15 protein-coding genes and 1 tRNA gene are annotated in these 17,840 nt (G+C 66.3%); 3 read left to right on the top strand and 13 right to left on the bottom strand.

Annotated features, from left to right (window positions below; translation table 11 throughout):
* Window positions 1–7 precede the first annotated feature (7 nt).
* The 8 genes from scpB to DQG17_RS04325 form a co-directional block, all read right to left on the bottom strand.
* Window positions 8–682 (bottom strand): SMC-Scp complex subunit ScpB, encoded by a 675-nt coding sequence (gene scpB / locus DQG17_RS04360; protein WP_116131534.1) that lies wholly within the window; start codon window positions 680–682, stop codon window positions 8–10.
* Window positions 675–1,472, bottom strand: a complete 798-nt coding sequence (locus tag DQG17_RS04355) for a ScpA family protein (protein ID WP_116131533.1) — start codon at window positions 1,470–1,472, stop codon at window positions 675–677. The genes scpB and DQG17_RS04355 overlap by 8 nt, the downstream gene beginning before the upstream one ends.
* On the bottom strand, window positions 1,465–2,481 hold the full coding sequence (gene nagZ / locus DQG17_RS04350; protein ID WP_116131532.1) for a beta-N-acetylhexosaminidase: 1,017 nt from the start codon (window positions 2,479–2,481) through the stop codon (window positions 1,465–1,467). The genes DQG17_RS04355 and nagZ overlap by 8 nt, the downstream gene beginning before the upstream one ends.
* Window positions 2,478–3,482, bottom strand: a complete 1,005-nt coding sequence (locus DQG17_RS04345; RefSeq protein WP_116131531.1) for an SPOR domain-containing protein — start codon at window positions 3,480–3,482, stop codon at window positions 2,478–2,480. The genes nagZ and DQG17_RS04345 overlap by 4 nt, the downstream gene beginning before the upstream one ends.
* A 94-nt stretch (window positions 3,483–3,576) precedes the next feature.
* Window positions 3,577–5,322, bottom strand: a complete 1,746-nt coding sequence (gene argS / locus DQG17_RS04340; RefSeq protein WP_116131530.1) for an arginine--tRNA ligase — start codon at window positions 5,320–5,322, stop codon at window positions 3,577–3,579.
* A 40-nt stretch (window positions 5,323–5,362) separates the two neighbouring features.
* The gene (locus tag DQG17_RS04335) at window positions 5,363–7,198 is read right to left on the bottom strand and encodes a sodium:proton antiporter (protein WP_116131529.1); all 1,836 of its coding nucleotides are present in this window, start codon (window positions 7,196–7,198) and stop codon (window positions 5,363–5,365) included.
* Window positions 7,199–7,246: 48 nt separating this feature from the next.
* On the bottom strand, window positions 7,247–8,173 hold the full coding sequence (locus tag DQG17_RS04330; RefSeq protein ID WP_116131528.1) for a hypothetical protein: 927 nt from the start codon (window positions 8,171–8,173) through the stop codon (window positions 7,247–7,249).
* The gene (locus tag DQG17_RS04325) at window positions 8,167–8,733 is read right to left on the bottom strand and encodes a hypothetical protein (protein ID WP_116131527.1); all 567 of its coding nucleotides are present in this window, start codon (window positions 8,731–8,733) and stop codon (window positions 8,167–8,169) included. The genes DQG17_RS04330 and DQG17_RS04325 overlap by 7 nt, the downstream gene beginning before the upstream one ends.
* A 121-nt stretch (window positions 8,734–8,854) precedes the next feature.
* Here DQG17_RS04325 and xth point away from each other — a divergent pair, with 121 nt between their 5' ends.
* Together xth and DQG17_RS04315 are read left to right on the top strand one after the other, a co-directional pair.
* Window positions 8,855–9,637 carry an exodeoxyribonuclease III gene (gene xth, locus DQG17_RS04320; protein WP_116131526.1) on the top strand — a complete coding sequence of 261 codons (783 nt, stop codon included), beginning with the start codon at window positions 8,855–8,857 and terminating at the stop codon, window positions 9,635–9,637.
* Window positions 9,638–9,817: 180 nt separating this feature from the next.
* Window positions 9,818–10,108 carry a Dabb family protein gene (locus DQG17_RS04315; RefSeq protein ID WP_157973523.1) on the top strand — a complete coding sequence of 97 codons (291 nt, stop codon included), beginning with the start codon at window positions 9,818–9,820 and terminating at the stop codon, window positions 10,106–10,108.
* A 226-nt stretch (window positions 10,109–10,334) separates the two neighbouring features.
* On the opposite strand, the gene DQG17_RS04310 is transcribed toward DQG17_RS04315, so the two are convergent.
* From DQG17_RS04310 to pdxH, 5 genes are all read right to left on the bottom strand, one after another.
* Window positions 10,335–14,009: a vitamin B12-dependent ribonucleotide reductase gene (locus DQG17_RS04310; RefSeq protein ID WP_116131524.1), complete on the bottom strand. Its 3,675-nt coding sequence runs from the start codon at window positions 14,007–14,009 to the stop codon at window positions 10,335–10,337.
* 559 nt (window positions 14,010–14,568) lie between these two features.
* Window positions 14,569–14,645 (bottom strand) — tRNA-Pro (locus DQG17_RS04305).
* Window positions 14,646–14,921: 276 nt separating this feature from the next.
* The gene (locus DQG17_RS04300) at window positions 14,922–15,461 is read right to left on the bottom strand and encodes a DUF192 domain-containing protein (protein ID WP_116131523.1); all 540 of its coding nucleotides are present in this window, start codon (window positions 15,459–15,461) and stop codon (window positions 14,922–14,924) included.
* Window positions 15,458–16,003: a cold-shock protein gene (locus tag DQG17_RS04295; RefSeq protein WP_116131522.1), complete on the bottom strand. Its 546-nt coding sequence runs from the start codon at window positions 16,001–16,003 to the stop codon at window positions 15,458–15,460. The genes DQG17_RS04300 and DQG17_RS04295 overlap by 4 nt, the downstream gene beginning before the upstream one ends.
* Window positions 16,004–16,214: 211 nt before the next feature.
* Window positions 16,215–16,829: a pyridoxamine 5'-phosphate oxidase gene (gene pdxH, locus DQG17_RS04290; protein ID WP_116131521.1), complete on the bottom strand. Its 615-nt coding sequence runs from the start codon at window positions 16,827–16,829 to the stop codon at window positions 16,215–16,217.
* A 157-nt stretch (window positions 16,830–16,986) separates the two neighbouring features.
* On the opposite strand from pdxH, the gene fabI reads away from it, so the two are divergent.
* Window positions 16,987–17,805 carry an enoyl-ACP reductase FabI gene (fabI, locus tag DQG17_RS04285; protein ID WP_116131520.1) on the top strand — a complete coding sequence of 273 codons (819 nt, stop codon included), beginning with the start codon at window positions 16,987–16,989 and terminating at the stop codon, window positions 17,803–17,805.
* Window positions 17,806–17,840: the final 35 nt, after the last annotated feature.

Here is a 17,840-nt window from a genome sequence, read left to right as displayed (position 1 = left end):
CAATGCCTCAGGCTGGCGGCTCGCCGTCGTTGCCATCCTCGGGATCGGGCGTGAACATCTCGGACTGCCCCTGATCCCCGTCTTCGCCGTCGTCGGTACCGGGCGGCGGGCGGTTCTCCAGCAATCCGGCAGCGCGCAGATCCCGCAGGCCCGGCAGATCGCGGGCGCTTTCAAGCCCGAAATGATCGAGGAACTCCGACGTCACCACGAAGGTGACGGGCCGGCCCGGGGTCATGCGGCGGCGGCCGAACCGGATCCATTCCATCTCCAGCAATTGATCGACAGTACCGCGGCTGACCGCGACGCCGCGGATTTCCTCGATCTCGGCGCGGGTGACCGGCTGGTGATAGGCGATGATCGCCAGCGTCTCGATGGCCGCGCGGGAAAGCTTGCGGGTCTCGACGACTTCTTTCTGCATCAGAAAGCCAAGGTCGGGGGCGGTGCGAATGGCCCAGGCGGTGTCGATCCGCACGACCTGCACACCGCGGCCGTCGTAGCGGCGGCGCAGCGATTCAAGCGCGCGGGCCGCATCGGCGCCATGCGGCATCCGGGCATTCAGTTCGGCGACCGTCACAGGTTCGGCTGCGGCAAACAGGATCGCCTCGACCATGCGCTCCTGCTCGGCCTCGGGCGGCGCCTCGAACAGGCTTTGCTCGGGCTCCCGGCCGTCGTGCTCAGCCATCATCCCGTTCCACCGCGCGGATCTGGATCGGGGCAAAGCTCTCGGGCTGGCGAATGTGGATGCGGCCGGCCTTCACCAGTTCCAGCGAGGCCGCAAATGTGGCAGCGGTCGCGGTGCGCCGCCGCATCGGGTCAAGCTCCCAGCCCTCGGGGAGATAGGACATGAGGTCGGTCCATTCGCCGGCATAGCCGACCAGCGGCCTCAGCCGCGCCAACGCCTCCTCCATCGTGTAAAGATCCTTGCGGTCCATCACGAAGGGGCGGAATTCGTCCTTGGTGCGAATGCGGGCATAGGCCTGCATCAGGTCGAGAAGTGTCGCGGTGAAGGTCACGCGCCGGGTGCGCTCGACCGTCTCGGTGGCACCGCGCACAAAGAAATCGCGCCCTTTCTGGTCGCGCGCCATCAACCTTGCTGCGACGTCGCGCATCGCCTGCAGGCGTTCAAGCTGAAACGCGAGATGCGCGGCCAGCTCGTCGCCCGTCGGGCCATCCTCGGTCGGATCGGGCGGCAGCAGCAGGCGGGACTTGAGATAGGCAAGCCAGGCCGCCATCACCAGATAATCGGCGGCAAGCTCGATCCGGAGCGACTTTGCCTGATTGACGAAAGCGAGGTACTGCTCGGCGAGTTTCAGCACCGAGATCTTGCGCAGATCGACCTTCTGGGTTCGCGACAGCATCAAGAGCAGGTCGAGCGGCCCCTCGAACCCGTCGACATCGATGATGAACGCCTCGGCTGCCAGCCGCTCGGCCACCGCCTCGTCGGCGGCTACGCGAAATCCGTCCTCAGCCATGTGGGTCTCCCTCCAGCAGGGCGGCAAGCTCGGCGTCCGCGGCTGCCACATCGATCGGTTGCGCGGCCCCGCGGCGGGCAAGCGCGACCCTGGCGCGGCGTTCGGCGGACGGGGTCAACCTGCCCGCGGCCGCAACCACCTCCGCCGCCTCTGCCATCACGCCATTGCAATGCAGCACCAGATCGCAGCCCGCGGCAATCGTCGCCTCTGCCCTTTCGGCCGGTCCGCCGCGGAGCGCCTGCATCGACAGATCGTCGGACATCAGCAACCCGTCAAAGCCGATCTCGTCGCGGATCAACCCGACCATGCGCGCCGACTGGGTGGCCGGGCGATCGGGGTCGAACGCCGTGAATGTCAGGTGCGCGGTCATCGCCATCGGCAGGTCGGCAAGCCCGGCAAAGGCGGCGAAATCCTCGGCGCGGAGCAGATCCGCGGGCGCGTCGATCACGGGCAGGTCGAGATGACTGTCGAGCCGCGACAAGCCATGGCCGGGGACGTGCTTCAGAACCGGCAGCACCCCGCCCGCCATCAGCCCCTCGGCCGCGGCACGGGCGCCGGCAACCACAGTCGCGACATCCTCGCCAAAGCAACGGTTTCTCAGAAACGGATGGGTGTCAGGGCGGGCAATGTCGGCCATCGGGGCGCAATCGGTGTCGATGCCGACCGCGCGCAGTTCTTCGGCAATCAGGCGATAGCGCAGGAACATCGCACGCGCCGCCCGTTCAGGGTCGGGCGTCCGGGCCATCTGGTCGAGCGGCGGCAGCCATTCGCGCCAGTGCGGCGCGCGCATCCGCTGGACCCGCCCGCCCTCCTGATCGACCAGCACCGGGGCGTCGCGCCCGACAGCCGCGCGCAGATCGCCGGTCAGGCGGCGGATCTGGTCGGGCGTCTCGACGTTGCGGGCAAACAGGATGAATCCCCAGGGCTGCGCCTCGGCAAAGAAGTCGCGTTCATCAGCGGAAAGCGCTGTCCCCGCGCAGCCGAGGATTGTGGCGCTTGCAGCCCTCACCGGACGACGACCGGAATGCAGTCGGCACGCTCGGCGACAAGTGCGGCGCAGAACCGCCGCGCCGCCGACAGATCGTCAAAGCCAAGCGCCCGCAGCCGCCAGAAGCTGCGGCCACCGGCCTGCGCCTCGACAATCACACGCGACTTGTCCTGCATCAGCCCGGCAAACCGGCCGGCAAGCGTGTTCCAGGCCGCCCGCGCATCGTCGGGCGTGTCGAAGGCCCCAAGCTGAACCAATCGTGTCCCGGGGTCGATCGAGGCGGCATCGACCTCTTTCGCCGGGCTCGGCGGGACAAGCGCCAGCATCTCGGGCGAGATGCCGGCGGCAGCGGCGGATCCGGGGCGCGGCTCCGGGCGGGGGATGTCGGGGGTGTCGGCCGCGGCGGTCTCGTCCTCGATGCCTGCAGTCGTTTCTTCCTCGACCTGGGGTTCGAGGAATTCGTCGAAGACACCGGCATCGGCCAGCGCCTGGGCAATCGGGTCGTCGGCGCGGATCGCGGCCTGCAGCCGTTCGGCGCGTTCGGCCGGGTCGATCAGCGGACCATCGCCCGCCTCGGCGTCCGCGGTCGGTGAATTCAACACCGAACCGGCAAGGTCCTCGTCTGTCAGCGGCACCGGATCGGGCGCCAGCACAAGTTCGGATTCGGGGGCGGCCGCGCTGCCGCTGGCCTGCACTTCGTTGACGGAAAGCCCGGCGTGATCGGTGATCTGCCCGCCCGGATTGTCGGGGGCAACCCGCATCGGGCCTTCGAGCGCGCGCACCACCGGCACCCCGTGCAGGTCGCGCATGGTCTGCTTGTAGCCCCAGTAACCACCGAACCCCAGCACCACCAGCGACAGAACCGCACCCAGAATGTGCAGGGTGCCGCGCAGGCCGTTTCCCGGGGTCGTCGTGCGATAGACCTCGACCGGCGCAATACCACCGTCGTCGAAATCCTGGATATCCGGATCAGGCGCCGGATTGCCCGTTCGGATCCCGTGCTGCGTTGCCGGGTTCGTCATGCTCCGCCTCGTTATCCTTCCGCGCCATCTGCGCCGCCGGATGCGGAGACGCTGCGCGAGGTCTTGCCTGCCTGACCCCGCCTGCGCCTGTTCTTCAGCGCATTTCCTCGACCGGGGTCACCCCCAGGATACCAAGACCGGCAGAAATCACAACGGAGACAGCACGTGCCAGGGCGATTTTCGCCTGAGACGTGACCGGATCGCCCTCCTGCAGGAACCGCAGCCCGGACTCGTCGTTGCCACGGTTCCACAGCGCATGAAGAAGACCCGCCAACTCGTAGAGATAGAAGGCAATTCTATGCGGCTCATTGGTGCGCGCAGCGATCTCGATCAACCGCGGCCATTCGGCAAGTTTCGCCGCCATGGCGATTTCGGCGGGATGGGTCATGCCGGAAAGGTCGGTCGCGGCGAGGCTCGCGTCGTCAACCGCGATCCCGGCCTCGATTGCCTTGCGCAGCACCGAATTCACCCGGGCATGGGCATATTGCACATAAAAGACCGGGTTTTCCTTGGATTGCTCCTGCACCTTGTCGAAATCGAAGTCGAGCGGCGCGTCATTCTTGCGCGTCAGCATGACAAAGCGGGTCACGTCCGGGCCGACCTGTTCGACCACATCGCGCAGGGTAACAAAGGTCCCTGCCCGCTTGCTCATCTTGAACGGTTCGCCGTTCTTGTAGAGCTTGACCAGCTGCGTCAGCTTGATGTCGAGCGGCACGCGGCCGTCCGACAGCGCCGAGACCGCCGCCTTCATCCGTTTGACATAGCCACCGTGATCGGCGCCGAAGACGTCGATCAGCCCGTCGTAGCCGCGTTCGATCTTGTCGAAGTGATAGGCGATGTCGGGGGCGAAATAGGTCCAGGCGCCGTCCGATTTCTTCACCGGCCGGTCGACGTCGTCGCCATGATCGGTCGACTTGAACAGGGTCTGCTCGCGCGGTTCCCAATCCTCAGGCAGCTTGCCTTTCGGCGGTTCGAGCACGCCTTGATAGATCAGCCCCTTGGCGTCGAGCGCCTTCAGCGCCGCCTCGATCCGGCCCGTGCCATAGAGCGATTTCTCCGAAAAGAACCGGTCCATGGTGACGCCGAGCGAGGCCAGATCGGCGCGGATCAGCACCATCATCCGGTCGGTCGAAAAATCGCGCACCGGCGCCAGCCAGACATCCTCGGGCTGGCCGACATAGGCGTCGCCCACCTCGGCCTTCAGCGCCTCGCCGACTTCGATCAGATAATCGCCCGGATAGGTGCCGGCCGGGAAATCGACCGTCTCGCCGAAGGCTTCGAGATAGCGCAGATAGACCGAGCGTGCCAGCGTATCGACCTGTGCGCCGCCATCGTTGATGTAATATTCCCGGGTGACGTCAAAGCCGGCAAAGTCGAGCACCGAGGCCAGCGCATCGCCAAAGACGGCACCGCGGGTATGGCCGACATGCAGCGGCCCGGTCGGGTTGGCCGAGACGAATTCGACGTTGATCCGCCGGCCCTGCCCCAGTGTGGATCGGCCATAATCGCCGCCAAGCGTCAGCACGGCGCGCGTCACGGCGGCCCAGACCTCGCCCGCGAGCCGCAGGTTCAGGAACCCCGGCCCCGCAACCTCGGCGGTGGCAATGCGCGGATCGCTTGCAAGTTCGGCGGCCAGACGGTCGGCAATGTCGCGCGGTTTCATCCCGGCGGGCTTGGCCAGCACCATCGCGGCGTTGGTGGCCATGTCGCCATGGGCGGGGTCGCGCGGCGGTTCGACCGAGACGTTGGACAGATCGAGCCCGGCGGGCAGACCGCCCTCGGCGGTGATCCGCTGCAACGCCCCGACGACCAGGGCGTGAATGTCGGTATAGATGTTCATGGCCGGGGTGTATCACGGGATTGTCCGGCGTCAATCCGCCTCAACCGGCACCACGGATGTCGGCGCCGCCATGATGCGGACCGGCGGCCTCGGGCGGCACCATGGCCACGATCTTCGCGCCCGGCCCGACCTTCGGTTCGGCCTCGTCGGTGCGCAGCCGCAGCCCGGCCGAGCCGATGGTTCCCAGCACCACCGCTTCGGGATGGGTCCGGCGCCATTCCGCGACCGGAAATTCCTCGCTGATCGGGGTCACCTTGACCTCCCAGCCCTCGGCCATCTTGCGGTCGAGGTCGAAAAATCCCTCGCCCTGCCCCACCGCCTGACCACCCAGCGAGGCAGGCAGCGCATGGCGCCGGCTCTGTTCGCCGGCGCGCTTCAACTGGAACACGTTCTCGCGGCCGAATTCCGGGGCAAGGTCGGTGGCGACAAGCGTGTTGTAGGCGTCGTTTTCGGTCGCGGCCAGAAGCAGGCCGAAGCTGACCATTTCCACCCCGTGCTCGGCGCTTTCCGACAGGATGTCGCCGTAATAGTTGGCCAGCCCCGCCTCGCGCGCGCTTCGCAGACGGGTGTAGTTTCGGTCCGTCACCAGCACCGGGATGCCCGCGGCCTTCAGCGCCACCCCGAGGGCGGTCGCAAAGCGCGATCCACCCGCGATCATCAGCCCCGGCGCCTCGTGCCCCGCAAGGCCGAGCGCCCGCGCAAGCGGGGCGAGCGTGAAGCCATGCAGCACGACGGTTGCGACAACGAGCGCAAAGGCCAGCGGAACCAGCCGCGCGCCATCCTCGATCCCGACCCGCACCAGCCGCTCGGCGAACAATCCGGCAACCGCGACCAGAACGACGCCGCGCGGACCGGTGAAGGCGATCAGCAGCCGTTCGTTGCGCGGCAGCCCGGATCCGGCCAGCGCCGCTAGCACGCTGAGCGGCCGCGCGACCAGGATCACCACGACGATGAAGGCCGCGGCATGCCAGTCGAGTGCGGCGAGCGTTTTCAGATCCATCCCCGCCGCCAGCAGGATGAACACGCCCGAGACCAGTAGGATCGTCGCCTGCTCCTTGAACCGGCGCAATTCGACGAACGAGGGCAGATCGGAATTGGCGATGACAAGGCCCATCAACGTGACGGTCAGCAGCCCGGTTTCGTGGGTGATCGTCTCGGCCAGCACGAAGGCGGCGAGCACGGCCACGAACAGCACCGGCACCTTCATGTATTCGGGCACCAGCGCGCGCCGGAACGCCAGCACGATGGCCTTGCCCGCGGCCCAGCCGATAATGGCGGCGAGCGTCACCCGCACCAACATCAGCAGCAGCGATTCCGACAATTGCAGGTCGTTGTGCCAGACCTCGGCCAGCTTGAAGGCGGCAAGGGCGGCAAGGGCGCCAATCGGGTCGTTGACGATTGCCTCCCACTGCAGCATCACCGCCGGCCGGCGCGCCAGCCGCGCCTGGCGCAGCAGCGGCGCGATCACCGTGGGGCCGGTCACGATCATGATGCCGCCGAAGACGGCCGAGGATTCCCACCCCAGCCCGGCGATAAAATGCAGGCTCAGCGCCGACAGCAGCCAGCCGAGCGGCGCCCCGATCAGCACCAGCCGACGCACCCCCGCCGCGGCATCGCTGAGCCCGCCAAGGCGCAGCGTCAACCCGCCCTCGAACAGGATCACCGCCACGGCAATCGAAATCAGCGGGCTGACCAGCGGGCCGATGTCGCGCGCGGGCACCATGACGCCGGTGACCGGCCCGATCAGAAGCCCCGTGGCCAGCATCAGCACGATTGCCGGCAACTGCAGCCGCCAGGCCAGCCATTGCGACCCGACCCCCAGAAGGCCGATCAGGGCAAAGGCAATCTCGGGCGAAAGCCCGGATCCGTGGGGCATGGTCAACCGGCTCCTTGTGCGCGTCACGAGATGTCGACGACGCCAACCCTAGTCCGAGGGGCAGACGGTCTGAAGCCTCGATAGCGGAAAATCGCGCTGCAACCCGAGCGGCATCAGCGTCAGCATTCCCTCGTCCGAGGCAAGGTTGGCAAAGACCGCGATCTGCCCGGCGGTCGCCGTGACGCGTACGGCCGCCGCCTCGGGGTCGGGTTCGCCATGGGCAAAGTCCATCGGCGTGTCGGCCATCCGCCGGGCCAGCGCCGCCATGCGCCCGGGCGAGACCGGATGGGTGCTGGCCGCGGCCGCAGGCCCCACCGGATCGCGCCACCAGGCCGCGATATAGTAAAACAGGATCCCGACCGGCATGGTGCCCACCCGCGCGAAATGGTCCATCGCAAAGGCGTCGGCTGCGATCTCCTGCGCCTGACTTGCGGGTCCGGTCAGGCCGACCTCGTGGCCCAGCACCAGATGGCCGACCTCGTGGGCAAGGATGAACAGCAGCCCCGCCGAATAGATCTTGGACGACAGATCATAGGTATATTCATCGTCAAAGGCCGCGTCGCGGTCGATGCCGAAGGCCACGAGCGGCGGCGGCAGTGGCTGATGCTCGCGCAACAGCGCGTGCAGATAGCTCTGGGTCGGCTCGAAGGCGCAGCCCTTGCTTTGAAACCACGCGAAGAGTGTCGCGATGTCGTCGAAGAAGCGGATCGATTCGAGCGGCATGGTGATGGTCAGCCGGTCGGGCTCGGCATAGAAGGCGAGCGGATCGGGGCCTTTGGCGGGAAACTCCAGCGCGATCCGGGCGGCAAGCGGGCGCTCGGCCCGCGGCAGCAGGCCGACGATGTCCTCGTGCAGCACCAGTTCGAGCTTTGGCACCGCGCGGTCCTGCACCCGCTGCAATTCGGCGTCGGTATAGAACTGGGCCGAAGCCGGCGTGGCGGAAAGCGCAAGCAGCGTCAGCGCCCGCATCAGCATGCCAGATGTTCCTTGTCGAAGGCCGTTCGGGCGCCCGCGTCGGGGGCGGCCGTGCTGCGCCCCGTCGCCCAGTCGGCGAAGGCGCCGAAGCCGCCCCAGGCCGCCGGCCAGACCGGCTCCAGCAACCCCAGCTTGACCTGCACCAGATCGTCCTCGACCTGCGGGCTCAGGTCTTGACCGCGCGCAAGGCAATTGAGGCTGCGGACCTTGAGTTCGGCCTGGTGCAGCGCAAAGTCGGGATCGCGCGCGGGCGCCCCGCCCGGCGCCGCACCGATGAAGGCCCCCGCGCCGGCCGAAGCGGTTTGCAGCGCCTCCTCCCCGCCCGCCGCCGGGCCGACCTGGATCGGGTGTTCGAGCGACACCCAGGCATAGCCGATGATCGCCAGCAGCACGAAGACTGGGGTCGAGAACACGAAGCTGCCGCCGATGCCGCCGGTGTTCTGCACATCGAGCTTCTGCACCGTGCGCCAGAAGCCGACCATGACCACCGACGCGACGATCAGAACGACGAGGGTCAGCGTCATCCGCTCGGCGATCCGAAAAAGTATGATCTGGTCCATGTTTGCCCCCCGCTTCTCCGTTCAGATTTCCCCAACGGCAGAAACAGATCAAGCGCCGAGTATGGACAAGCTCGCGCCCCTGCCCCACCTTCGCCGCGAAACAGTGGCCCCGGGAGTCCCCATGAAGATCGCGACCTTCAACATCAACGGCATCAAGGCACGCGGGCCCGCGCTCTGCGACTGGCTGGACGAGGCGCAGCCCGATGTGGCGTTGCTGCAGGAGATCAAGTCGGTCGACGAGGGCTTCCCGGCCGAGCCGTTCGAGGAGCGTGGCTATAACGTCGCGACCCATGGCCAGAAGGGGTTCAACGGGGTCGCGATCCTGTCGAAACTGCCGCTCGAGGATGTGACGCGCGGCCTGCCCGGCGACGCGGCCGACGAACAGGCGCGCTGGATCGAGGCGACGGTGGTGGGCGAGAAGGCGGCGGTGCGGCTCTGCGGGCTTTATCTGCCCAACGGCAACCCGGCGCCGGGGCCGAAGTTCGACTACAAACTCGCCTGGATGAACCGGCTGAAGGCGCGCGCCACGGCGTTGTTGAGCGCGGAGGCGCCGGCGCTGATGGCGGGCGACTACAACGTGATCCCGCAGGACGAGGATGCCGCGCGCCCCGAGGCCTGGCGCGAGGATGCGCTGGCACGGCCCGAAAGCCGCCGCGCGTTCCGCGAGATCGTGAACCTCGGTTTCACCGAAGCCTTCCGCGCGTGCAGTCAGGGGCCGGGCCACTACACGTTCTGGGATTATCAGGCCGGCGCATGGGAGCGCAATAACGGCATCCGCATCGATCATTTGCTGCTGACCCCGCAGGCGGCCGACCTGATGACCGACTGCCGGATCGACAAGGACGTGCGGGCGCGGGAGAAGCCGTCGGACCACGTGCCGGTCTGGGTCGAGCTCGACGCCTGAGGCAGCGAACCGCGCTGGCGCGCGGTGCCTCCGGCGGGGATATTTTCGAACAGAAGAAGGGCCGGGTTTCGGGTGCAGCAGCGGCGGGGGTGCCTGTGGCGGCGGTCAGGGGGCACTTGACAGTGGCGCCGGGCGCCGGACACTTCGGCAATGGCAATCCAACGCGGGCGGGAGTTCGGAATGTTGCGGCACATCGTCTTGCTGAGTTTCAAGCCCGAGGCGACTGCGGAGGACCGTGCCGCGGTGCGGGCGGCGGTCGAGGGATTTCGCGATCAGGTGCCAGAGCTGCGTGCGCTGGTCTGCGGCGACAACATCGGTAGCAGCCCGAACCACCACGATTTTGCCGTGGTTGCCGATTTCGACGACATGGAGGCATTCCGCCGCTATATCGCCAGCCCCGCCCACAAGGCCTATGTCGAGGGTCCCGCGAAGGCCGTGGCGAAGATTGCTGCGATCCAGCACGAATTTTGAACGGTCTCGGCGGCAGAGGCCGGATTCTTGCGGCCTTTGACGCGGGTCAGATCATCGCGTGGTGCCCTGCCGAATGAAACGGGGCGCCCAAGGGCGCCCCGGTCTGGCTGATCCGGCGCGTTCGGAGACATCGCCCGGTTTGTTTGCCTCTGGCCCGATCCGTCTGGCCTGAGGCATCACCCTTGCCTGGCGCAGCCCCTTGGAACGCCGGTGCCGCGTGCAACGGTCAGCTACACCCGCTCGTCGCGCCGCAGGTGTTGCACTTCATGCAGGTGCCATTGCGGACCAGCGTGTAGTTGCCGCATTCGCCGCAGGCCTCGCCTTCATAGCCCTGCATCCGCGCCTTGGTGCGGTCGTCGAGTGCCGTGACGGTGGCGATGGCGGTCTGGGCCGCGCCGATGCCGCGCAGGTTGGCGGCACGGTCGAGCGCGCCGCCGGGCGCAATGCCGGCCGCCATCGCCTCGACCCCGCCGTTCAGCACCACCAGTTCCTGCGGCAGGCGCTTGCGCAGGTAGCCGGTCGAACTGATTTGCTTCAAGACTTCCAGCGATCGGCTGGCGGCGGTCTCGCTCAGTTCCTGGATGTTCGACAGGCCCTCGTGGGGATCGCCATGGCCGAGGTCGTCAAAGCTGTGGCCAGCCGGCTTGACGTGGGCAAGATCGGTGCGGTCGAGATAGCTGACCGCCAGTTCGCGGAAGATGTAATCGAGGATCGAGGTCGCGGACTTGATCGTCTCGTTGCCCTGCACCATCCCGGCCGGCTCGAACTTGGTGAAGGTGAAGGCGTCGACGAATTCCTCAAGCGGAACACCGTATTGCAGCCCGACGCTCACCGCGATTGCGAAGTTGTTCATCATCGCCCGGAAGCCCGCGCCTTCCTTGTGCATGTCGATGAAGATCTCGCCCAGGGTGCCGTCGGCATATTCGCCAGTGCGCAGATAGACCTTGTGGCCGCCGACCGTCGCCTTCTGGGTATAGCCCTTGCGGCGTTGCGGCATCTTCTCGCGGTGCGAGCGCACGATCTCCTTGACGATCACCTTCTCGATGATCTTCTCGGCCAGCACCTTGGCCTTTTCGGTGGGCGTGCCGGATTCGAGCACGTCGGCCGCCTCGTCGTCGTCCTCGACCAGGGCCGCGGCCAGCGGCTGGCTGAGTTTCGAGCCGTCGCGGTACAGCGCGTTCGCCTTGGTGCCCAGCGACCACGAGAGTTCATAGGCCTTCTGGCAATCCGCGATCGTGGCGTCGTTGGGCATGTTGATCGTCTTGCTGATCGCGCCCGAGATGAAGCTTTGCGCCGCCGCCATCATGCGGATGTGGCTGTCGACGGACAGGAAGCGTTTGCCCTTGCGGCCACAGGGATTGGCGCAATCGAAGATGGCGTAGTGCTCGGGCTTCAGGTGCGGCGCGCCTTCCAGGGTCATGGTCCCGCAGACGTGGTCGTTGGCGGCCTCGATCTGCGCCTTGGTGAAGCCGAGATCGCCGAGCAGGTCATAGCTCGGGTCGTTCAGCTTGGCCGCCGGGATCCCCAGCACGTCGGTGCAGAACTCCGTCCCCAGCGTCCACTGGTTGAAGACAAAGCGGATGTCGAACGCCGACGGCAGCGCTGCCTCGATCTTGTCGATCTCGGTCTGGCTGAAGCCGTTGCCGGCAAGCGAGGTGTGGTTGATCCCGGGCGCATTGCCGAGGCTGCCGTGACCGACCGCGTGGGCCACGATCTCGCCGATCTGCGAGGGCGCATAGCCGAGCTTTTCCAGCGCGCCGGGGACCGAGCGGTTGATGATCTTGAAATAGCCGCCGCCTGCAAGCTTCTTGAACTTCACCAGCGCGAAGTCGGGTTCGATGCCGGTGGTGTCGCAATCCATCACGAGGCCAATGGTGCCCGTGGGCGCGATCACCGTGGCCTGCGCGTTGCGATACCCGTTCAGCTCGCCCAGACGCAGCGCCTCGTCCCAGGCCTTGCGGGCCAGATCGCCAAGCGCCGCGTCGGGGTTCGATGCGTGGTCGAGCGGCACCGGGGTGACCGCCAGATCCTCATAGCCCTCGGCATGGCCATAGGCGGCGTTGCGGTGGTTGCGGATGACGCGCAGCATGTGGTGCGCGTTGCGCTCATAGCCCGCGAAGGGGCCAAGCTCGCCCGCGATCTCGGCCGAGGTGGCATAGGCGACACCGGTCATGACAGCGGTCAGCGCACCGCAGAGCGCCCGTCCCTCGGCCGAGTCGTAGCTGTAGCCCATGTTCATCAGCAGCCCGCCGATATTGGCATAGCCAAGACCAAGGGTGCGGAAATCATAGGAAAGCTGCGCGATCTCCTTCGAGGGGAACTGCGCCATGGTCACCGAGATTTCCAGCGTCAGCGTCCAGAGCCGCGTTGCATGGGTGTATTCATCGGCCTGGAACTGCCCGTCGCGCAGGAAGGTCAGCAGGTTCAACGAGGCGAGGTTGCAGGCCGTATCGTCGAGGAACATGTATTCCGAACACGGGTTCGAGCCCCGGATCGCCCCGTCTTCCGGGCAGGTGTGCCAGGCATTGACGGTATCGTGGAACTGGATGCCCGGGTCGGCGCAGGCCCAGGCGGCGTGGCCGATCTGTTCCCACAGGTCGCGCGCCTTGATGGTCTTGGCGGTCTTGCCGTCGGTGCGGCGGATCAGTTCCCAGTCACCATCCTCGCGCACAGCTTGCAGGAAGGCATCGGTCACGCGGACCGAGTTGTTGGAGTTCTGGCCCGAGACAGAGGCATAGGCCTCGCTGTCCCAATCGGTGTCATAGGTCTGGAATTCGATCGAGGCATAGCCCTGGGCCGCGTATTGCAGCACGCGCTTGATATAGGTCTCGGGAATGGCGACCTTCTTGGCGTCGCGGATCGCGGCCTTCAGTTGCGGGTTCGCGGACGGATCGGCCGCCTGCCCCTCGAGGCCGTCGAAGCCGCGGATGGCGGCGAAGATCGCGTTCAGCTTCGCCTCGTGCATCTTCGATCCGGCAACGATGGAGGCGACCTTCTGCTCCTCCTTCACCTTCCAGTTGATGAATTCCTCGATATCGGGGTGATCGGCATCGCAGATTACCATCTTGGCCGCGCGCCGCGTGGTGCCGCCCGACTTGATCGCCCCCGCCGCGCGGTCGCCGATCTTGAGAAACCCCATCAGGCCCGAGGACTTGCCACCGCCCGACAGCTTTTCGCCCTCGGCGCGCAAGCTGGAGAAGTTGGTGCCGGTGCCCGAGCCGTATTTGAACAGCCGCGCCTCGCGGACCCAGAGGTCCATGATGCCGCCCTCGTTCACCAGATCGTCCTTCACCGACTGGATGAAGCAAGCGTGGGGCTGGGGATGTTCATAGGCCGATGCGGACTTCACCAGCTCGCCGGTCTTGAAATCGACATAGAAATGGCCCTGGCTCGGCCCGTCGATGCCATAGGCCCAGTGCAGCCCGGTGTTGAACCACTGCGGGCTGTTCGGTGCCGCCCGCTGGGTGGCGAGCATATGGCGCATTTCGTCGAAATAGGCGCGGGCGTCGTCCTCGGAGGTGAAATAGCCGCCCTTCCAGCCCCAGTAGGCCCAGGCACCCGCCAGCCGGTCGAATACCTGGCGCGCCGAGGTCTCGCCGGTAAAACGCTCGTCCTCGGGCAGGTCGGCCAGCGCCTTGTTATCGGGGACCGAGCGCCACAGGAACGACGGCACGCCCTTTTCCCGCACTGGCTTCAGATGGCGGGCAATACCGGCCTTGCGGAAGTATTTCTGGGCAATGACGTCCGAGGCGACCTGGCTCCAGCCCGCGGGCACGTCGATATCGTCGAGGCGGAACACGATGGTGCCGTCGGGATTGCGAATCTCGGAGTTGGTGGTCGTGAACGCCACCCCCGCATAGGCATCCTCATTGGCCTTGGTGAATTTCCGCTCGATTTTCATTGCGCCTGTCCCCTTGCCGCGGTCCGGTCCGCCTTTGTGGCGGTCTTGTGAAACTGGTCGGGCGGTTCGGCAGCGGAGGGGACGCATCAGGGCCAACTGTCCTCTTGGCCGACCCTGCGATCCTCCTCCGCTGCGTGATCCAGTCCATGTCGTTTCGGCTACAACATATTGTGGATCTCTCGCCCGCCAACACAAACTGACGTATATGGGCACCGATGGTCAACGGAAATATCCGTCTCCCGACCCAGATTTTTCGCTTGACCTACCGACCCGTATCAGGCGCGTGGCCCCTGCCCGATTCTTGGAAAATTCGTTAACAATCCGCAAGTTAAGGTATTCTGCGTGGCAGCATCAACAAAATATGGGATTCTGAGGGGGAGGCGCGGGATAGTCTGCGCGAGAAGCCGCAAATGCTGCACCCGCAGCATGGCCCGGCGCAGTAGCGGAATGGACACACCACATCTGGTGCCTGGCTGGCTCGAACCGCGAGAGGGCGAGCGCATCCGACCCGTTGGCCCGCACCGGGCCTGTGCCTCTTAGTCCGATGCTCATAGGAAAATGGTCGGGGCGATAGGATTCGAACCTACGACCTACGGTACCCAAAACCGTCGCGCTACCAAGCTGCGCCACGCCCCGACACCGGCCTTCCTACGCAAGGAGCGCACCCTTGGGAAGCCCCCTCGTTCGCCGATCTGGGCCCAAAGGCACTCTGCCGGAAGCCGGCGCAATCGCACGCGCAGCGTGCCTGGCCGAACCGGCGTGGCGCATCCGACGGGCAGGAGCCCCGCGGCTTCGGCCCCGTGCCACGGGCAGGAGCATCGGCAATTTGACGAGGAGACGAGTCTCACGCTGCGACTGGCCTGCTGGTGCGCCAGTCGCCACCCAGCCGAGGCATTCAGTCGGCCGGGATTTTCACTCGGTGCAGGGCCAGGCCGCCGAGTCACCGAAGGCCGGGTGACGCAACTCGGTCCCCGGGCCGATTCCCATCGCCCTGGCGAGGCCGGCGTTGATCTCGACCACTGCGAGCACGCCGGAACCGCCGTCAATCGGGGTCAAATCGCCCGGCACAGCCCCGGAGTGAACGCGGGTCACCACGCCCCGGGCATCGACAAAGATCATGTCGAGCGGGATCAGTGTGTTCTTCATCCAGAAACTGGCATGCTGCGGCGCCTCGTAGACGAACAGCATACCGGCCGACTTTGGCATGTCTTCCCGAAACATCAGCCCCTGGGCCCGTTCGGCGTTGTCGTCAGCGATCTCGACGGCAAAGCGGGCGCGGCCCCAATCGCCGCGCATTGCGACCTCGCCGGGATCGCAGGCCGCCTGTGCCGCCCCGCAGGACGCCCCGACCAGCAATGCCAGAAACCCGATCCGGCCGCCGCGGACCAAGGCCGCGCGCGCCGCGGCGATGCGCCCCGTGACCAACCGACCCCGCACCAGGCGGCGACTCATCGCTCGCCGTTCCGGATCGCCTTTTCCCAGGCCGCGACCTCGAACGCCATGCGGCCGCGCGGTCCCTGCACCACGCGCAAGGCCACAGCCTCGCCCGGCTGCAGGTCGGCCAGCCCGGACCGGCGCAAGACCTCGACATGCAGGAACACATCCTCGTCGCGGCCAAAGACATTGGCAAAGCCAAAGCCCTTGCCCTTGTCGAACCACTTCACACGCGAAGGCTCCAGCGGCAGCGCAGCAAGTTCTTCAGGCGAAATCGCCGCCATGTCCTCGAGCGGCAGCGCACCGGATTCTTCCGGCGGCAGTATCCGCAGCACCTCGATCGCCTGCATTCCGCGCAGGGTCTGCAGCACCATCACCTCGACCTCGGCCCCGTCCGCAACCGAAGACTGGCCGAAGTTTCGCAGGACATTCGCATGCAACAGGATATCCGGTCCGCCCAGATCGGCTACCACGAACCCAAACCCCTTGCCGGGATCGAACCACTTCACGCGCCCGACAACCGGCAGCGCGCTTCCAATGTCATCCTTGTCGGTTCCCAATTGGCCACCATTTCCATGCCCTGTTTCCAGGGCGAGCTACTGAGCGGACTTTTGTACGAAACAAAGCCTATTAAGGAACATTACCGGAGAAAACCTCGGTCTGTCTATCGATCCCGACTGTAGTGTGGTCGCCTTGCCGCATCAAGGCGCCCCGATACTTTTACCTAAGGTCAGACCAACACCCCCCGCGGATCTGCGAGTTTCCGCCGATTCACGGTGAAAGTCGGGTCGCCTGCCACCCGGTTTCCCCCGCGCGGCACCAGCGGAACCGGTCATGCAGACGAAACGCACCATCGGCCCAGAACTCGATTTCCACCGGTCGCAGCCGGTAGCCGCCCCAGAATGGCGGCCGCGGCGGGCTTATCCCCTTGTCGGCTGTCACCCGCGCCACCTCGGCCAACAGCGCCGCGCGCGAGGCCAGAGGCTGGCTCTGGTGCGAGGCCCAGGCGCCGAGCCGGGATTTCAGCGACCGCGAGGCATAATAGGCGTCAGCCTTTGCACCGTCTTCGCGGGTCAGGGTGCCGCGCACCCGAATCTGACGGCGCAGGCTTTTCCAGTGCATCACGAACGCGGCCTTGCCCGACTGATCGATCTCGACCGCCTTCACGCTGCCGTAGTTGGTATAGAAGAGGAAGGCGCCGTCGGTCCCCTGCCCCTCGATTTCCTTCAACAGCACCATGCGGACGTTCGGCAGGCCCTCGGCATCGACCGTGGCGAGCGCGATCGCGTTCGGGTCGTTGGGTTCGCTCGCTTCGGCCTCGGCAAGCCAGGCGCGTGCCAGATCGAAAGGATCGTCTCCTGCAAAGATGCCGCTGCGGTCGCTCATGTCCTGCCTTTTCCCGTTGCCTCTACTGGCTACACCCGGTGTGCCGCGCAGGCCAGAGCCAACCTGCCACCGACCCGCGCGGTTGCGCGTCCTCTTGCCTCTGACCCGTCGCTTGCCCTAAAGGACCCCAAAGGCGAACCCAGCGGCGGAGGATCGGATGACAACAGGGCTGATGGCCGGAAAGCGCGGCCTGATCATGGGTCTGGCGAATGACAAATCCATCGCCTGGGGGATCGCCAAGGCCTGCGCCGGTGCCGGCGCGGAACTTGCGCTGACCTATCAGGGCGAGGCGTTCAAGAAGCGCGTGCTGCCGCTGGCCGAACAACTGGGCGTGACCCAGATGGCCGATTGCGACGTCACCGACGAGGCATCGCTCGATGCCGTGTTCGACCAGCTCGGGAAGGCCTGGGGCAGTCTCGACTTCATCGTCCACGCCATCGGATTTTCCGACAAGAACGAACTTCGCGGCCGCTATGTCGATACCAGCCGCGGCAACTTTTCGATGTCGATGGACATCTCGGTCTATTCCTTCACCGCGATGTGCCAGCGGGCCGAGAAGCTGATGACCAACGGCGGTTCGTGCCTGACGCTGACCTATTTCGGCGCCGAGAAGGTGATGCCTCACTATAACGTGATGGGCGTAGCCAAGGCGGCGCTCGAGGCAAGCGTGCGCTATCTGGCCGAGGACCTCGGCAAGGACGGCATCCGCGTCAACGCGATCTCGGCCGGGCCGATCAAGACGCTGGCGGCGAGCGGCATCGGCGATTTCCGCTATATCCTGCGCTGGAACGAGTTGAATTCGCCGCTGCGGCGCAACGTGACGATCGACGACGTGGGCAAGTCGGCGCTGTATCTGCTGTCCGATCTTGGCGCCGGCGTGACCGGCGAGGTCCACCATGTGGATGCAGGGTATCATGCGGTCGGGATGAAGGCCGTCGACGCGCCCGACATCGACGCCACCGCCCCCCGCAAGTAAGCCCGCTGACGCAAGCGCGCCCGAGCACGGGCGGC

It is taken from the genome of Tropicimonas sp. IMCC34043 (assembly GCF_003390845.1).
Taxonomy (GTDB): Bacteria; Pseudomonadota; Alphaproteobacteria; order Rhodobacterales; family Rhodobacteraceae; genus Tropicimonas.
This window is presented reverse-complemented; position numbering and strand designations above follow the sequence as displayed.